This is a genomic window from Streptomyces caeruleatus (assembly GCF_001514235.1).
GTDB classification, from domain to species: domain Bacteria; phylum Actinomycetota; class Actinomycetes; order Streptomycetales; family Streptomycetaceae; genus Streptomyces; species Streptomyces caeruleatus.
Genome location: NZ_KQ948930.1, coordinates 167,235 through 184,332, shown reverse-complemented (window position 1 = coordinate 184,332; position 17,098 = coordinate 167,235). Strand labels below are relative to the sequence as shown.

Genomic DNA, 17,098 nt, shown 5'->3' with positions numbered 1-17,098 from the left:
CTCAGATCTTGGCGACCAGTTCGAAGCCGGCCTCGTCGACGGCCGCGCGCACGGCCTCCTCGTCCAGCGCCGCGGCGGAGACGACGGTGACCTCGCCGGTGGAGGCGACGGCCTTCACCGAGCTGACACCGGGGAGGTCGGAGAGCTCACCGGAGACGGCGCCCTCGCAGTGTCCGCAGCTCATGCCGCTCACCTTGTAGACGGTGGTGACGGAACCCGGGGTGTCGGTCTGCGCGGTCATGTCGTTCTCCTCGTCGAGGCATGTGGGGTTGACGGGACCCGCGGGGTCCCTCCATTACCACGGTATACCCCTACGGGGTATTTCTCCAAGGCAGGTCGGCGCCTGACGGCACGGCGTGGGCGTCGGATGTCACGTCGCCGCCCGGGTCGGGGCGGGGTGGCCCGGCCGGGCCCCCACCATTGGTTCGAGGTAGCGGGTCAGGACGTGCTTCAGCTCCTGGACGTAGGCGTCCCGCTCGGCGCCCTCGTGGGCGAGGACCAGCTCCAGGCCCGCCTTGTACAGGCCCAGGCATATGTGGGAGGTCCGGACGCGGGCGGCCGGGGCGGCGTCGGGCAGGAGCGAGGAGAGCAGGTCCTCGATCCGGGACAGCAGGGTCGCGTGCAGGGCGTCGTGCTCCTCGGCGATGCGGCCGGGGATGTCGGGGCCGTGCATCAGCGCGAAGAACACCGGGTGCTCGCAGTTGAAGGCGATGAACCGGTCGACGGCCGCGCCGACCGCCTCCTCCAGCGGGGTCGTCGGGTCGACCGGGGCGAGCGCCTCGCCGTACGCCTCGCGCATCTCGCGCATGAGCCGCTCGCCCAGCTCGATCGCGATGGCTTCCTTGTTCGGGAAGAACTGGTACAGCGTGCCCGGCGAGACGCCCGCCTCGCGGGCGATGGCGTTGGTGCTGGCGGCCGTGTAGCCGGTGGTGGTGAAGACGGCGGCCGCGGCCTCGAGCAACTGGACGATACGGCGCTCGCCGCGGGCCTGACGCCGGCGCGGCCGCTCCTTCTCCTGGTTGGCGGACACGAGTTATCCCCAGCTCTCCGAACGCGATTGACACACGCGAGTGGCCGCTCGCATTCTTGGAGAACACGAGCGATGTCTCGTGTTTGTCAGTCTATGGCAGTGGCGGCTCCATGCTGCCCGGTTGTGAACGGCACGGATCAGGGTGAGGGGACACCGCACGATGACCGAAGTCAACAGGCCACCCGGTGCCGCAGGGCCGCCCCGCCCCGGAGGCTGGACCCGCTTCGTGACGGCCCGGCCGCGGTTGTCGCTGCTCGTGGCCCTGGTGATCACCGCGCTCGCCGTGCTGGCCGGCAGCGGCGTCGCCGACCGGCTGGGCAGCGGCGGCTGGGAGGACCCGGACGCCGAGTCGACGTACGCGACCAAGGCGCTGGAGCGCGAGTTCCCCGCCTCCCAGCCCAACCTCCTGCTCCTCGTGGACGCGGGCGACGCCTCCGTGGACGACCCCGCGGTCGCCGCCGAGGCCCGGCGCATAGTGGCGCGCCTCGCCGAGGAGAAAGGCGTCACCGGGGTCGGCTCCTACTGGCAGGCGGACGCCTCGGCGGCTCCCGCCCTGCGCGCCGAGGACGGCCACGAGGCGCTGATCGCCGCCCGCATCACCGGCGAGGAGAAGCAGGCGGGGGAGACCCTGGACCGCATCGCCCCCGAGCTGCGGGGCGCGCACGGACCGGTGGAGGTCAGTGTCGGCGGCCCGATCGCGGTGCGGCACGAGATGCAGACGACCATCCAGGAGGACCTGGTCCGCGCCGAGGTGATCGCCCTGCCGGTCACCCTCGTGCTGCTGGTCATGGTCTTCGGCAGCGCGGTCGCCGCCCTGCTGCCGCTGGGCATCGGCATCGTCGCCATCCTCGGCACCAACGCGGTGCTGCGCGGCCTCACCGAGGTCACCGACGTGTCGGTCTTCGCGATGAACCTCACCACGGCCCTCGGCCTCGGCCTCGCCGTCGACTACGCCCTGTTCATCGTCCGCCGCTTCCGCGAGGAACTCGCCACCGGCGCCGAACCGCTCACAGCCGTCGGCACGACCCTGCGCACCGCCGGCCGCACCGTCCTCTTCTCGGCCCTCACGGTCGCGGTGTCCCTCGCGGCGATGCTGCTCTTCCCGCAGTACTTCCTGCGGTCCTTCGCCTACGCCGGGATCGCGGTGGTCCTGCTGGCCGCGGCGGCCGCCCTGATCCTGCTCCCGGCCGCACTGGTCCTGCTCGGCCACCGGGTCAACGCCCTGGACCTGCGCAAGCTGTTCCGCCGCGGACAACCGAAGGCGCCCGACTCGACGGCCGGTGCGCCGGAGGGCAGGGCCTGGACCCGCACCGCGAACCTCGTCATGCGCCGCGCCCCCTTCTTCGCCCTGGGCACCACCGCCGTCCTGGTCCTGCTCGGACTGCCCTTCCTGGGCGTGCGGTTCGGCACCGCCGACGACCGTCAGCTGCCGTCGAGCGCCGAGTCCCATGTGGTGCAGCAGCACATCCGCGACGGCTTCCCGGGCAGTCCCGGAGGCGGCCTCGAGGTGCTCGCCGAGGGACGGGCGACGCCCGCGCAGTACGCCGCGTACAAGGAGCGGATCGCCGCTCTCCCGGAGGTGCTGCGGGTCGACGGGCCGCTGGTGAAGGGCGAGTCCGCGTACTTCACGGTGCTGCCGAAGGGCGAGGCGGTCGACGACCCGGCCCAGCGTCTGGTCGACGACCTGCGTGCCACCCGGGCCCCGTTCGACACCAAGGTGACCGGCGCGGCGGCGGTCCTGGTCGACTCCAAGGACGCGATAGCCGACCGCCTGCCGCTCGCGGCCGCCTTCATCGCGATCGTCACCCTGCTGCTGGTGTTCCTGCTGACCGGCAGCGTGCTGATCCCGGTGCAGGCGGTGGTGCTCAACGCGCTCAGCCTGACGGCGATGTTCGGCGCGGTGGTCTGGGTCTTCCAGGACGGCCATCTGTCCGGCCTGCTCGGCTTCACCAGCACCGGCTCGATCGAGACGACCCTCCCGGTGCTGATGTTCTGCGTCGCCTTCGGACTGTCGATGGACTACGGCGTGTTCCTGCTGTCGCGCATCAAGGAGGAGTACGACGCGACGGGCGACCACGACGAGGCGGTCCGGCACGGCCTTCAGCGCACCGGCGGGCTGATCACCGCGGCCGCCGTGATCCTCGCGGTCGTGATGGTCGCGATAGGCACCTCCCGGGTCACCAACACCAAGATGCTCGGCCTCGGGATCGCCCTGGCGGTGCTGATGGATGCGATGATCGTCCGCAGCCTCCTGGTCCCGGCCGTCATGCGCCTCACGGGGCGGGCGACCTGGTGGGCGCCGGGTCCGCTGCGACGGTTCCACGAGCGGTTCGGACTGAGCGAGGGGGAGTCGACGCCGGCTCCGGAGACCGCGCCCGTGCCGGAGCGGGACAAGGTGAGCGCACTCGGCTGACCTGGGGCGCGGGGCCGCACCGACCGCACGGGCGCCTGCCCCCGAGGCCGGCGGATCGTCCGGCGTTCGCGATGATCTCCGTGTAGCGGTGCGGCGCGGCGGAAGGAGAGCGGCATGCGGGCAGTGGTGTTCGAGCGGTACGGGGAAGCGGCGGAGGTACGTGAGGTGCCCGACCCGCACCCCGCTCCCCACGGAGTGACCGTGCGGGTCGAGGCGACCGGGCTGTGCCGCAGCGACTGGCACGGCTGGCAGGGCCACGACCCGGACATCACGCTGCCGCACGTGCCGGGCCATGAACTCGCCGGTGTCGTCGAGGCGGTGGGCGACCGGGTGACCGGCTGGCGCCCCGGCGACCGGGTGACCGTGCCGTTCGTGTGCGCCTGCGGCAGCTGTGCCGCGTGTGCGGCGGGCGACCAGCAGGTCTGTGAGCGCCAGACCCAGCCCGGCTTCACCCACTGGGGCTCCTTCGCCCAGTACGTGGCGCTGGACCACGCCGACGTCAACCTCGTCGCCGTACCCGAGGAGATGTCCTTCGCGACGGCGGCCTCGCTGGGCTGCCGGTTCGCCACGGCGTTCCGGGCGGTCGTGCAGCAGGGCCGGGTGGCGGCGGGGGAGTGGGTCGCGGTGCACGGCTGCGGCGGGGTCGGTCTGTCCGCGGTGATGATCGCCGCGGCGTCGGGCGCGCGGGTCGTCGCGGTGGACGTCTCACCGCAGGCCCTGGAGCTGGCACGGAGGTTCGGGGCGACCGAGTGCGTGGACGCGTCGGGCGTGCCGGACACGGCGGCGGCGATCCGCGACCTCACCGCCGGCGGCGCCCACCTCTCCCTGGACGCCCTCGGCTCACCGGCCACCTGCGCCGCCTCCGTCAACGGCCTGCGCCGCCGGGGCCGGCACATCCAGGTGGGCCTGCTGCCGTCGGCGTCCGGCACGACACCGGTCCCCATGGCCCGTGCCATCGCCCTGGAGCTCGAACTGCTGGGCAGCCACGGCATGGCGGCGCACACCTACCCGCCCATGCTGGAGTTGGTCCGGGCGGGTGTGCTGCGGCCGGATCTGCTGGTGACGTCGACGATCGGGCTGGACGCGGTACCGGCCGCGCTGACGGCCATGGGGACCGCGCCCGGGGCGGGGGTGACGGTTATCGAGCCGTGGAGTTGAGGGCGGCCCACTCGTGGTCGAGGACGGCCATGAGCACCTCGTCCAGCCACTCACCGTTCCTCGTCTGCGCCTCCCGGCGGATCCCTTCCCTCACGAACCCGACCTTCTCGTACACCCGCAGGGCCCGGTGATTGTGACCGTAGGCCCCCAACTCGATCCGATGCAGCCCGAGTTGCTCGAAGCCGTAACCGACGATGAGCCGGGTGGCCTCGGTGCCGATGCCACGGTCGCGGCCGCGCGGGCCGATCAGGGTGCGGAAGGCGCAGCCGCGGGCATGCGGATCCCACTCGTACAGGACGACCTCGCCGACGAGTTCGCCCGTGGCGCGGTCGGTGACGGCGAGATCGAGACGGTCGGGCCGGTCGGACAGCGAGGCGTACCAGGAACGCACCCGCTCCAGGGTGAGTTCGTTGTTCGGCGAGAAGGTGAAGCGCTCGACCTCGGGGTCCTCGATGATCTCCCACATGGTGTCGGCGTCGGCCCCGGTGAACGGCCGGAGCACGGTCTTGTCGCCGGTGAGCGTGGGTTTGACGGAGAAGCTGCGCATGACGAGCACTGTGCCCCACTGGTCAGATGGGGCACAGCTTGTTTTTCACCACGCCGGGACGTCACTCCACCCTTCGGCCCCGGTTGCCCGGGCGGGACTCCACCCACGTCCGCACGGTGTCCGGATACCAGAAGGGCTTGCCGCCCTCCACATGGTCCGGCGGCGGCAACAACCCGTGCTTGCGGTACGACCGCACGGTGTCCGGCTGCACCTTGATGTGCGCCGCGATCTCCTTGTAGGACCAGAGCGTTCGGTCGGTCATCGGTTGCACCTCCCTGCGCGCGCCGCGGCGGCGACCTGGGCCGGTCGTCGGGGGTACCGTGCGCTGCGCTGGCGATCACAAAGCCTGCTGCCCCGTCAACGACCCCCGGTGGGAGGCGGACCGGGCCTGTGCGCCGGGTGTGACACAGGGTCCGCGTACATGCGACATACGTAACAGGAAAGCGGCCTTCGTGACACGGCTGACGCAAAGGCGCCTGCGGATACAAGGGCTCGGCGCGTTGACATGGTGCCCGGCCGCGCAGCCGTCGCGGCAGGTCCGTTGCCTCAGGCTTTGTCCGCGACAGGGCTATTGGTGTGGATCCGGGTAGCGTGTGGTGAGGAACCTTGCGGTCGGGGTGGGCGGGAGGCGCCAGGTGAAGGTGCTTGTGGCGGGAGTCGGGGACTTCCCAGAGCCCTATGAGACCGAGGATGAACAGGCTGACGGGATCGCGAGGTTCGCACCACTGCCGGCCCTGACCGAGCCGGTGCGGGAGATGGCTTCGGCGTTGGAGCGGGCAGGCGCTACGGCGAGCAGGGAACTGCTGCTGGAGAGCGATGCGACCGAGTTGTTACAGCGGTGGAAGGAGCTGCGCCGAACGGCCGGGCCCGGGGAGACCCTCGTCCTGCACTTCGCCGGTCACGGCGTCCAGGCGCGAAGCGGGGGCCTGTATCTGGCCGCCTCCGGCGGTCAGGCCTGTGATGAACTGCTGTCCGACACCTGCGTCAGCTTCGGGCAACTCCTGGAGACGGCCGAGAACAGCGGACGTCCCGTGTTGTTCCTCCTGGACGTCTGCGCGGCCGGTCAGGCCCTCGTCCAGCAGCACTTGATCGACCTCGCCGCCCGACGCCGCCAGGACGCGCCACGCAACGTCTGGATCATCGGCGCCTGCACCAGCGACGCGATCACCTACGGCGCCCGATTCACCGTCGCGGCTGCTCATGTCCTTCAGCAGCTCGCCGACGGCGACCTCGACATCACCCCAACCCTCAGATACGTCCCTGTCGAGACCCTCGCCACCGCCGTCGACCGGCACCTCGCCCGCACAGACCGAGCCGCGGGGCGCGCCCGGCAGACCATCGTCCGCACCGCCCACGTCCAGGCCGACGCCGAACCGCAGCCGTTCTTCCGAAACCCCGCGCACAGCCGTACGCCGCACCGAGACCTGCTGGCCGGTATGGATCCGAGGCTGCGGGAATTCGCGCTCGGCTGCTCACCTGATCTCGACCCGCTGCACTTCGCCACGCGCGCCGCCGGAACTCCCACCGCGAACGACATTCTCTTCTCCGGCCGACGCTCCCAGCTGGACCGTATTCACGAATGGGTCGGCAACGCCGGACAGGGCGGGCTACTGGTGGTCACCGGCGGTCCCGGCAGCGGCAAGTCCGCACTCCTCGGCGTCACAGCGTGCGTACTCCACCCCGAACTCGAAGCCCTCGGTGACCGCATCGCCCGTGTTGTCGAGTACTTCGACCCACGGCAGCCGGAGATCGTTCTCGCCGTTCACGCCCGTCAGCTCACGCTGCAGCAGATCACCGACTCCCTGCGACATCAGCTTCGGCAGCAACGCGGTTCCGGCCGGGCCCGTACCCGCCAGGAAACGCCCCCTTCAGACGTGCGGCCGCTCCTTGACGAGTTGCGCGCCGCCGGAGACGTTCTCGTGCTGTTGGACGCCCTCGACGAGGCGGCCGACCCCGCAGCCGTACTCGACGACCTGCTGCTGCCTCTCGAAGCCGCCGGGGGCGGCTGCCGCGTCATGGTCGGGACCAGGAAGTGGTGGGATTCGCTTCCCGCGCTGGAGCAGCATCTGGCCGAGCACCCGGACGCGGAGCTCGACCTCGACCCGGTCACCCCGCATGACCGAGGTGTCCTCGCAGACGATCTGGAGACCTATCTGTGCCGGCTCCTGCCGCGCCGCCGCTTTCCGCGTGACGAGGTCCGCCGCACAGCCGATCGGCTCGCCCAGTACAGCGACCACGGCGCCTTCCTCGTGGCCTCCCTCTACGCCAACCACCTCCTCACCACTCCCCACCCAGCCCATGCTGCCCCGCCGTGCAGTATCACGGAGGTCTTCGACCTGCACGTCAACACGTTGGCGGACAGGGAGCCGTGGATGCGCACAGTGCTGAACGTCCTCGGTCAGGCTCGCGGCCAAGGCATGCCACTCGACCTCATCCACGCCGCCGCCCTGGCCCAGCACCCGGCCGACGGCCCCCAGAGCGCACGCCCCCTCGCCGACACCCGTCGCGCCCTCGCCAAGGCGGCCTTCTATCTCCGCACCACTCCCGAGGACGATCAGTGCCTGCTCTATCGGTACTTCCACCAGGCCCTGACCGACCACACCAAGGGCCGCACCGACCTCACCGCGCTGCACCGTGCCCTCATCGCCGCGATCCCGACGGGTGACGACAACACCCCTGACTGGGACCGCGCTCACCCGTACCTGCTGCGGCACGCCGCCGAGCATGCGGCGGCGTGCGACGAACTGGCCGGGCTGCTGGACGATCCCTCCTTCCTGCTGCACGTTTCCCCAGACGACCTCAAGCGTCATCTGAACAAGGCCACAGACCCCCGCTCGGCACGTATCGCGACGATCTATCGCTCCCACACGACGCATCATCGCCACCGTCATGAACTGGGCGCACGGCGCAGCCTGTTGGCCTTGGACGCGGCGGCCTGGCGCGAGCCGTCGTTGGCGGAGGCTCTGGGCAACCTGCCCGTCGACCGCCGAGTCACCTCAGCCGTTGCTCGGTGGGCCACCAACAGCCAGGGCAGTTCCGCCCGATTGCACACGCTGGCGGGACACACGGATTCGGTCACGCACGTCGTGACAACGCATGTGTGGGCAGCGAACGGTGAGCAACTCGAAGTCGCGATCACCGCGGGAGCCGATGGAGCGGCGATCATCTGGAATCTGGACACCGGGGAAGAGATACACGCTCTCAGGCAGCATCCCGGGGAGATAACGGCTCTCGCCGTGGCACAGTACGGCCGCCGCTCGTTCGCCGTCACGGCGTCCAAGGACACAGCCACGGTGTGGGATCTGGGGACGGGGCAGCGGATGCACCGCCTGGTCGGACACAAAGGGGTGGTCACGGCCCTCGCCGTGGCCGAACTCGATGGCCGCCCCGCAGTGATCACGGGGAGTGAGGACAAGACAGCGAGGTCGTGGGATCTCCTGACCGGCTCGCATCTGCTCACCTTCCCCGATCCCCAGGCGCCCCCGGAAGGCAGCTCTCGGAAGGAGAGCACGGATACCGAAGGAAAGGCCGAAAAGGAAAAGCCCAAGATCCACAGCAAGAAGATCAACGCGATTGCCGTCGCCGGGAACGGAGGAGATCCCCATGTGGTCACCGTGGGCGCTGACGGTAACGCCATTGTGTGGAGCATGAGTTCGGGGAAGGCGTTACATCTGCTCAGGCACGGCTCCACTGCTGTGACGAGCGTGATCGTGGTGACGATGATGGGCAGGGAGCACGCCGTCACCGCGAGTGAAGGAAAGCACGTCGGCGCGTATGACGTGAAGACGGGCAAGGCTTCTGGTTCATGGAACTCGGTAGCCGGTCGCGCGGGAGTTCTGGCGGGGCTTGATCGCGGCGAAGAACTCTTCATAGCGACGGCGGATGACAGGGTCGTCAACGTCCTGCGTTCCGGAAGGCCGCCTCTCGCTCTCAAGGGGCACGTGGGCCCCGTCACGGATGTCGCTTTGGCCGAGGTGTCCGCGAGGCCTGTCGCCATCACGACGAGCGTCGATCAGACCGCCATCATGTGGGACTTGAACACCGGGAACTACATCCGGCAATTCGCCGGTCACACGAAACGCCTGACGACAGTGGCGGTCCCCGAATCAACCGGCAAACCGGTGGCCGTGACGGTGTGCCACGACGGAACGGGGGTCGTCTGGGATCTCGCCGTACAGGACCAGCAGGTTTTCACCGCGCACACCAAGCGGGTGAACGCGGTGGCCGCAGGTGACGTCGACGGTCGTGCCGTTGCCCTCACGACCAGTGACGACAAGACCGCGATCCTCTGGGATCTCGCCACGGCACGACGTCTGCACACCTTCACGACCCAATCCAGCAGCATCCACGGGGCCGCCCTGGCGAACACCCCGGAGCAATCGCTGGCCATCACCGCGGACGGTGATGGATCGATCGTCTTCTGGGACGCTGTGACGGGCGCGCAACTTCGCTCAGCCAGACGCCATACGGGGCTCGTGGTCGCCGTTTGCGCCGGCCGTCTCAGATCCCGGTCCATCGCCCTCACCGCCAGCAGGGACAAGAGCGCTGCGCTGTGGGACGTCGTCTCTGGGCGGTTTCTCCGCTCCCTCCATGGCCACACCAGACCGCTGACCTCGTGCGCCCTGACCTTCATGGAGGGCCGCCGTCCCCTCGCCATGACGGGCAGTGAGGACAAGACGGCAATAGTGTGGGATCCCCTCAGCGGTGAACGCATACGTACTTTGGCCGGGCACCGTGACTGGGTGACCGGCGTGGTGTTCGCGCATGCCCGCGACCGTACGCTGGCCCTCACCACCAGCGACGACACCACCGTCAGGGTGTGGGATCCGCTCACCGGCGAGTATCTGCAGGAACTGACCGCGCATGGACACTGGGTCAATGGGGCCACCGTCGTACAGGTCGGGGGGCGAAGTCGGGTGATCACGGTGAGCACGGACAACACCGCGGCGATCTGGGCGACCGAGGACCGGCTCATTCTCGAAGAGGTCCTGCACCTGCCGGACGAGGGGATCGCGGTGGCTGGGACAGGGGAGTTCGGCGTTCTCGTCTGTGGGCGCGAGGTCATCTGTTATGCCTGGAAGTCGCCCGGCCATCCCCGCGACCTGTGAGGCCTCGAAGCCGTCCGCGGTTCGAGTGTGTGTGACGACGAATCACCGTCGATGACAGGGGGACTTCGATGACATCGATCGTGCTGGTGCACGGCATCTTCAACTACGTCCGCAAAGCGACACCGGACGAAGCCGCAGCGCGGCGGGTCTCGGACTGTCGTCCGAGGTTGGCCGAGAGCTTGAGCAAATGGGCGGTGGACGTCCCCGACATGACGATGGCCTACTACGCCGACCTGCTGCGGCGGAATGCGCCCGGGGAGCCACAGTCGTTCCAGCAGCCGGAAGGCTTCGACGATCTCAGCGCCGCGGAACGATCGGAGGTGGCGGCGTGGCTGGCCGCTGCCGGCGCCGACATGCCGGCGGATCCGCAGAACGTGGGGCTGGCCCCGCTGCGGCAGATGCTGGGCTGGCTGGTGGACGAACGCGGCGGAGTCCTTACCGCGGCGGTGCGCGAGCAGACGATCGGCCGTCTGGAGCGCACCCTGGTGGCGAACCTGCGCGAGGTGGAGGCTTACACGACCTGGCCGGAGCGGCGCCGTCTGGTGCGCGAACGCGTGTCCGGGGTGATCCGGCGTGAGAAGCCCGCGGTGGTGATCGCGCATTCGCTGGGTGCGTACGTCACCTACGAAACGCTGCACGCCTACCCGGACCTGGAGGTGGACCTGCTGGTCACGGTCGGCTCGCCGCTCAGGGTTCCGGCTCTGGCACGCCGCTTGGAGCCCGCGTTGCGCGCGGGGCGAGGAGCGAAGCCCTCGGGGCTGGCGCGCTGGGTGAACATCGCCGGCGCCGGAGACCTGGTGGCGGTTCCGCCCAAGCTGGGCCGCGTGTTCCCCGTCGACGACGACGCCGTCTGCGACACCGGGCTGGGCGTTCACGGATTCGGCGGGTATCTGGCAAACGGCCTCCTGGCCGCGGCCATCACCCCCTACGTCACCTGAGCGACCGTCCGGCTGGGACGTGACCAGCCGGCGGTTCGTAGGCGCCTGGCCGTAAATCCGAGGGTCTTCGTTCGAATGTCCGGACAAAACATTGACAGGCCTCCCCCGGCAGGGCTACAAAACCCTGGAGGGCCGACCCCGCGATCGGCGCCGGAGCCGCGACAAGGGAGACCGAGGGACACCGATGGCGTACGACCTGATCACCATGGGCCGGATCGGCGTGGACCTCTACCCGCTGCAGACCGGCGTCCCGCTGCCGCAGGTCACGTCCTTCGGCAAGTTCCTCGGCGGCTCGGCGACGAACGTCGCGGTGGCCGCCGCCCGCCTGGGACGGCAGACCGCCGTGATCACCCGCACCGGCGACGACCCCTTCGGCGCCTACCTCCACGAGGCCCTGAAGGGCTTCGGTGTCGACGACCGCTGGGTCACCCCGGTCCGCGGTCTGCCCACCCCGGTCACCTTCTGCGAGGTCTTCCCGCCGGACGACTTCCCGCTGTACTTCTACCGGCAGCCCAAGGCCCCGGACCTGGAGATCGACGCCCACGAGCTCGACCTCGACGCCATCCGCGACGCCCGTATCTTCTGGATCACCGGCACCGGCCTGAGCGAGGAACCCAGCCGTACGGCGACGCTCGCGGCCCTCGCCCACCGCGCCAAGTCCGGCACGACGGTCTTCGACCTCGACTGGCGCCCCATGTTCTGGAGCGATGACATCAGCGGCTCCCGCCGCGGGCCGTCCGCGGCCCGCCCGTTCTACGCGGAAGCGCTCAAGCACACCACCGTCGCCGTCGGCAACCTCGACGAGGTGGAGGTCGCGACGGGCGTCCGTGAGCCGCACGCCGCCGCCCGCGCCCTGCTCGACGCCGGTGTCGAGGTCGCGGTCGTCAAGCAGGGCCCCAAGGGCGTCCTCGCCGTCAACAGCAAGGGCGAGCAGGCCGAGGTCCCGCCGCTGCCCGTGAACGTGCTCAACGGACTCGGCGCCGGTGACGCCTTCGGCGGCTCCCTCTGCCACGGGCTGCTCGAAGGCTGGGACCTGGAGAAGATCATGCGGCACGCCAACGCCGCCGGAGCCATCGTCGCCTCCCGTCTGGAGTGCTCCTCCGCGATGCCCACGCCGGACGAGATCGAGGCCGCCCTCGCCGCAGGGGCCGTCAAGTGACCGTCGACATCGCGGAACTCGTCCGCACCCGCACCCGGCACCCCGAGGCGATAGCGGAGGCCGCCGCCCGGCGCGTACGCAGGCCCCTTCTCGGGGACAGCGGCCGACTGATGATCGTCGCCGCCGACCACCCGGCCCGCGGCGCGCTCGGTGTCGGCGGCCGCGGCCTGGCCATGGCCAACCGTGCCGACCTGCTGGAACGCCTCTGCCTCGCACTGTCCCGCCCCGGCGTCGACGGCGTCCTCGCCACCGCCGACATCCTCGACGACCTGCTGCTGCTCGGCGCGCTCGACGGCAAGGTCGTCATGGGGTCGATGAACCGCGGCGGCCTCCAGGGCGCCAGCTTCGAGCTCGACGACCGCTTCACCGGCCACCGCGCCGAGGACATCGAGCGCCTCCGTTTCGACGCCGGCAAGCTGCTCCTGCGCGTCGCCTACGACGACCCGGGCTCGCTGACCACCCTGGAGTCCACCGCCCGCGCCGTCGACGCCATGGCCGCACGTCGACTCCCGGTCTTCGTCGAGCCGTTCCTAAGCCGCCGCACCCCCGAGGGCAAGGTCACCAACGACCTGTCCGCCGAGGCCGTCACCAAGTCCATCGCCATCGCCTCCGGCCTGGGCGGCACCTCCGCCTACACCTGGCTGAAACTGCCGGTCACCGACAACCCCGACGACATGGCCGAGGTCATGGCGACCTCCACGCTGCCCGCCGTGCTCCTCGGCGGCGAGGTCGGCGGCTCCGCAGAGGAGCAAGCCGGGGCATACGAGAAGTGGCGGGGCGCCCTCCAACTGCCCACCGTGCAGGGCCTGGTGGTGGGCCGTTCGCTGCTCTACCCGGCCGACGGGGACGTTGCCGCCGCGGTGGACACTGCCGTAGGACTGCTGTGAGGTCGCCATGACCACGAGCCGTACGTTCCACCCCCAGAACGCCTCCGGCGCGGGTAGCCGCTTTGCTTTGGCAGGAGCGAAGTGCGAGCGAAGACTCCCCGCCCGCTACGGCCCCGCGCCGGAGGTCCCCGACCCGGTACGTCGAGTCGCGCGCAGGCGGCCGGGCGGCTGAGCCGTACGGGGTGCCTGAGCCGTAAGGAAGTGGCGGATCTGCTTCCATCCGGACCACACGGAGGTAACCGATGACCTCAACGACGAGGCTCACGGTCGCACAGGCGCTCGTCCGCTTCCTGTCCGCCCAGTACACCGAGCGCGACGGAGTACGCCACCGGCTGATCGGCGCCACCTGGGGCATCTTCGGCCACGGCAACGTCGCCGGGATCGGCCAGGCACTCGTCGAGTACGGCGCTGTGTCCAGTGGGGGGACACCCCCCACACCCCCCGCCATGCCGTACCACCAGGGCCGCAACGAGCAGGCGATGGTGCACGCGGCCGTCGGTTACGCCCGCCAGTCGAACCGCCTCTCCACCCACGCCGTGACCACCTCCATCGGCCCTGGCGCGACCAACCTCGTCACCGGCGCCGCGCTCGCGACCGTCAACCACCTCCCGGTCCTGCTCCTCCCCGGCGACATCTTCGCCACCCGCCCCGCCGACCCGGTCCTCCAGCAGCTCGAAGTGCCGTACGCCGGCGATGTGTCGGTCAACGACTGCCTGCGGCCGGTGTCGAGGTACTTCGACCGGATCACCCGCCCGGAAGCACTGATTCCGTCAGCTCTCCAAGCCATGCGGGTCCTCACCGACCCCGTCGAGACCGGCGCGGTCACGCTCGCGCTGCCCCAGGACGTACAGGCCGAGGCGTACGACTGGCCCGACGACCTCTTCGCCGAGCGCACCTGGGCCGTCCGCCGCCCCGGCGCCGACCCGACCGAACTCGCCGAGGCCGTACGGGCGATCAGGTCCGCCCGCAGGCCCCTGGTCATCGCGGGCGGCGGTGTCCACCACAGCCGCGCCGAGGAGGTGCTCGCCGAGTTCGCGGAGGTCACCCGCATCCCCGTCGCCTCCACCCAGGCCGGCAAGGGCTCCCTGCGCTTCGACCACCCCCAGGACGTCGGGGGAGTGGGCCACACCGGCACGGCGACGGCCGACGAACTCGCCCGCACCGCCGACCTGGTGATAGGCGTCGGCACCCGCTACACCGACTTCACCACCGCCTCCGGCACCCTCTTCGCCGGTGACGGCGTCCGCTTCCTCAACCTCAACATCGCGCCCTACGAAGGCCACAAGCTCGCCGGGATGCCCCTGATCGCGGACGCGCGCAGCGGGCTGATGGAGCTGACCGCCGCGCTGGACATGCACGCCTACCGCGTCGCCGCCTCGTACGTCACCGAGTACACCGAGGACAAGGAGCGCTGGGAGCAGCGCGTCGACGCCTGCTACGAGGCCGACGAACCGGACGTACGGCCGACGCAGCCGCAGGTGCTGGGCGTCCTGGACGCTCTGGTGGACGAGTCGGACGTGATCATCAACGCGGCCGGCTCCCTCCCCGGCGACCTGCACAAACTGTGGCGGGCGCGCTCACGCGACCAGTACCACCTGGAGTACGGCTACTCCTGCATGGGCTACGAGATCCCGGCCGCGATCGGCGTGAAGCTGGCCGCGCCCGAGCGCGAGGTCTGGGCGCTGGTCGGCGACGGCACGTATCTGATGATGCCGACGGAGATCGTGACCGCCGTGCAGGAGGGAATCGCGATCAAGGTGTTGCTGGTGCAGAACCACGGGTACGCGTCCATCGGCGGACTGTCGCAGGAGACCGGCGCCGAGCGCTTCGGCACGGCGTATCGCCACCGCGCGGACGACGGCACCTTCACGGGCGCCCCGCTCCCCGTCGACCTGGCCGCCAACGCCGCCAGTCTGGGCATGCGGGTGCTGCGCGCGAAGACCGTGAGCGACCTGCGCGAGGCGCTCGCCGAGGCCCGTACGGCCGACACTCCCACTTGTGTCTACGTCGAGACCCAAACGGCAGACACAGTGTCGGGCGCGCCGCCCGCGCAGGCCTGGTGGGATGTTCCCGTGGCCGAGACCGCGACCCGAGCGTCCACGGTCAAGGCCCGTGAGCTGTACGAACGGCACGTCTCGACCCGACGCCGCCATCTGTGAAGGAGTTACTGGGCATGACGAAGATCGTCAACCACTGGATCGGCGGCAAGACCGCCGAAGGCGCGTCGGGCACGTTCGGGCCGGTCACCGACCCGGCCACCGGCGCGGTCACCACGAAGGTCGCGTTCGCCTCGGTCGACGAGGTGGACGCCGCGGTCGCCGCCGCCAAGGAGGCGTACCTGACCTGGGGCCAGTCCTCGCTGGCCCAGCGCACCTCGATCCTGTTCAGGTTCCGGGCGCTGCTGGACGCCAACCGGGACGCCATCGCCGAGCTGATCACCGCCGAGCACGGCAAGGTGCACTCCGACGCCCTCGGCGAGGTGGCGCGCGGCCTGGAGATCGTCGACCTGGCGTGCGGCATCAGCGTGCAGCTGAAGGGCGAGCTGTCGACGCAGGTCGCGAGCCGTGTCGACGTGTCGTCGATCCGGCAGCCGCTGGGTGTCGTCGCGGGCATCACGCCGTTCAACTTCCCGGCGATGGTCCCGATGTGGATGTTCCCGATGGCCATCGCGTGCGGCAACACGTTCGTGCTCAAGCCGAGCGAGAAGGACCCGTCGGCCTCGATCAAGATCGCCGAGCTGCTGTCGGAGGCCGGTCTGCCGGACGGCGTGTTCAACGTCGTGCACGGCGACAAGGTGGCCGTCGACCGCCTCCTGGAGCACCCGGACGTCAAGGCGGTCTCCTTCGTCGGCTCGACGCCGATCGCCCGCTACATCCACACCACCGCCGCCGCCAACCACAAGCGCGTCCAGGCGCTCGGCGGCGCCAAGAACCACATGCTGGTCCTGCCGGACGCCGACCTCGACGCGGCCGCCGACGCCGCCGTGAGCGCCGCCTACGGATCGGCGGGCGAGCGCTGCATGGCCATCTCCGCGGTCGTCGCGGTCGGTGCGATCGGCGACGAGCTGGTGGAGAAGATCCGCGAACGCGCCGAGAAGATCAAGATCGGTCCCGGCAACGACCCGACGAGTGAGATGGGCCCGCTGATCACGGCCGTCCACCGCGACAAGGTGGCGTCCTACGTGACGGGCGCGGCGGCCGAGGGCTGCGAGGTCGTCCTCGACGGTTCGGCGTATACCTATGAAGGTGCCGGCTTCGAGGACGGCCACTGGATCGGCATCTCGCTGCTCGACAAGGTGCCGACCACCGCGAAGGCGTACCAGGACGAGATCTTCGGCCCCGTCCTGTGCGTGCTGCGTGCCGAGACGTACGAGGACGGCGTGGCGCTGATCAACAGCTCGCCGTTCGGCAACGGCACCGCGATCTTCACCCGGGACGGCGGCGCCGCCCGCCGCTTCCAGCTGGAGATCGAGGCCGGCATGGTCGGCGTCAACGTCCCGATCCCGGTCCCCGTCGGCTACCACAGCTTCGGCGGCTGGAAGGACTCGCTCTTCGGCGACCACCACATCTACGGCAACGACGGCACGCACTTCTACACCCGCGGCAAGGTCGTCACCACCCGCTGGCCCGATCCGGCGGACGCCCCGTCCGGCGTCGACCTCGGCTTCCCGCGCAACCACTGACGCAAGCACCTGTACCGGACGGGCCACGAGGTAGGCGGGAGTCTCCGGCCCTTCCAGGCTGGAGAGCACTCCAACTCTCCGAGGAGCTGGAACCGAACCGAACCCAGTTCCCAGGCCCTTCGTACCGCGATCGTGGTACGCCACCGCAGTCCTGTACTTCCGTGGGAGGGGCCCGG

The 17,098-nt window shown here is 70.3% G+C and carries 12 protein-coding genes and 1 pseudogene; 9 read left to right on the top strand and 4 right to left on the bottom strand.

The features are described 5' to 3' along the window. Position 1: 1 nt before the first annotated feature. The gene (locus AQJ67_RS21925) at positions 2–241 is read right to left on the bottom strand and encodes a heavy-metal-associated domain-containing protein (protein WP_062720758.1); all 240 of its coding nucleotides are present in this window, start codon (positions 239–241) and stop codon (positions 2–4) included. Between the two features lie 129 nt (positions 242–370). Continuing rightward, positions 371–1,030, bottom strand: coding sequence for a TetR/AcrR family transcriptional regulator (locus AQJ67_RS21920; RefSeq protein WP_062720757.1), 660 nt, complete (start codon positions 1,028–1,030; stop codon positions 371–373). 160 nt (positions 1,031–1,190) lie between these two features. On the opposite strand from AQJ67_RS21920, the gene AQJ67_RS21915 reads away from it, so the two are divergent. After that, entirely contained in the window at positions 1,191–3,443 is a 2,253-nt protein-coding gene (locus AQJ67_RS21915) for an MMPL family transporter (RefSeq protein WP_062720756.1), read from the top strand. 114 nt (positions 3,444–3,557) lie between these two features. Beyond that, positions 3,558–4,601: a zinc-dependent alcohol dehydrogenase family protein gene (locus tag AQJ67_RS21910; protein ID WP_062720755.1), complete on the top strand. Its 1,044-nt coding sequence runs from the start codon at positions 3,558–3,560 to the stop codon at positions 4,599–4,601. Here AQJ67_RS21910 and AQJ67_RS21905 read toward each other — a convergent pair. Further along, positions 4,582–5,148 (bottom strand): GNAT family N-acetyltransferase, encoded by a 567-nt coding sequence (locus AQJ67_RS21905; protein WP_062721056.1) that lies wholly within the window; start codon positions 5,146–5,148, stop codon positions 4,582–4,584. The two genes, AQJ67_RS21910 and AQJ67_RS21905, sit on opposite strands and share 20 nt — an antisense overlap. Before the next feature lie 61 nt (positions 5,149–5,209). Continuing rightward, a complete protein-coding gene (locus tag AQJ67_RS21900; RefSeq protein ID WP_062720754.1) occupies positions 5,210–5,410 on the bottom strand; it encodes a helix-turn-helix transcriptional regulator in 201 nt (66 codons plus the stop codon). A gap of 373 nt (positions 5,411–5,783) precedes the next feature. Here AQJ67_RS21900 and AQJ67_RS21895 point away from each other — a divergent pair, with 373 nt between their 5' ends. The 7 genes and pseudogenes from AQJ67_RS21895 (at position 5,784) to mmsA (ending at position 16,922) form a co-directional block, all read left to right on the top strand. Beyond that, on the top strand, positions 5,784–10,256 hold the full coding sequence (locus tag AQJ67_RS21895; RefSeq protein WP_062720753.1) for a P-loop domain-containing protein: 4,473 nt from the start codon (positions 5,784–5,786) through the stop codon (positions 10,254–10,256). Positions 10,257–10,324: 68 nt separating this feature from the next. After that, the gene (locus tag AQJ67_RS21890) at positions 10,325–11,194 is read left to right on the top strand and encodes a hypothetical protein (protein WP_062720752.1); all 870 of its coding nucleotides are present in this window, start codon (positions 10,325–10,327) and stop codon (positions 11,192–11,194) included. Positions 11,195–11,378: 184 nt separating this feature from the next. After that, positions 11,379–12,353, top strand: a complete 975-nt coding sequence (iolC, locus tag AQJ67_RS21885) for a 5-dehydro-2-deoxygluconokinase (protein WP_062720751.1) — start codon at positions 11,379–11,381, stop codon at positions 12,351–12,353. Then, positions 12,350–13,240: a Cgl0159 family (beta/alpha)8-fold protein gene (locus tag AQJ67_RS21880; protein WP_062720750.1), complete on the top strand. Its 891-nt coding sequence runs from the start codon at positions 12,350–12,352 to the stop codon at positions 13,238–13,240. The genes iolC and AQJ67_RS21880 overlap by 4 nt, the downstream gene beginning before the upstream one ends. A gap of 34 nt (positions 13,241–13,274) precedes the next feature. Continuing rightward, positions 13,275–13,382: pseudogene (locus tag AQJ67_RS49470) on the top strand (5-deoxy-glucuronate isomerase); the annotation flags it as partial. A gap of 100 nt (positions 13,383–13,482) precedes the next feature. Beyond that, complete coding sequence (gene iolD / locus AQJ67_RS21875) at positions 13,483–15,399, top strand: 3D-(3,5/4)-trihydroxycyclohexane-1,2-dione acylhydrolase (decyclizing) (protein ID WP_062720749.1); 1,917 nt, start codon at positions 13,483–13,485, stop codon at positions 15,397–15,399. A gap of 14 nt (positions 15,400–15,413) precedes the next feature. Next, on the top strand, positions 15,414–16,922 hold the full coding sequence (gene mmsA / locus AQJ67_RS21870; protein WP_062720748.1) for a CoA-acylating methylmalonate-semialdehyde dehydrogenase: 1,509 nt from the start codon (positions 15,414–15,416) through the stop codon (positions 16,920–16,922). Positions 16,923–17,098: the final 176 nt, after the last annotated feature.

Excerpts from the sequence above, each read along its gene's own strand:
- AQJ67_RS21925 (WP_062720758.1), bottom strand. The coding sequence starts at position 241 with ATGACCGCGCAGACCGACACCCCGGGTTCCGTCACCACCGTCTACAAG.
- AQJ67_RS21915 (WP_062720756.1), top strand. The coding sequence starts at position 1,191 with ATGACCGAAGTCAACAGGCCACCCGGTGCCGCAGGGCCGCCCCGCCCC.
- AQJ67_RS21910 (WP_062720755.1), top strand. The coding sequence starts at position 3,558 with ATGCGGGCAGTGGTGTTCGAGCGGTACGGGGAAGCGGCGGAGGTACGT.
- AQJ67_RS21905 (WP_062721056.1), bottom strand. The coding sequence starts at position 5,148 with ATGCGCAGCTTCTCCGTCAAACCCACGCTCACCGGCGACAAGACCGTG.
- AQJ67_RS21900 (WP_062720754.1), bottom strand. The coding sequence starts at position 5,410 with ATGACCGACCGAACGCTCTGGTCCTACAAGGAGATCGCGGCGCACATC.
- AQJ67_RS21890 (WP_062720752.1), top strand. The coding sequence starts at position 10,325 with ATGACATCGATCGTGCTGGTGCACGGCATCTTCAACTACGTCCGCAAA.
- iolC (WP_062720751.1), top strand. The coding sequence starts at position 11,379 with ATGGCGTACGACCTGATCACCATGGGCCGGATCGGCGTGGACCTCTAC.
- iolD (WP_062720749.1), top strand. The coding sequence starts at position 13,483 with ATGACCTCAACGACGAGGCTCACGGTCGCACAGGCGCTCGTCCGCTTC.
- mmsA (WP_062720748.1), top strand. The coding sequence starts at position 15,414 with ATGACGAAGATCGTCAACCACTGGATCGGCGGCAAGACCGCCGAAGGC.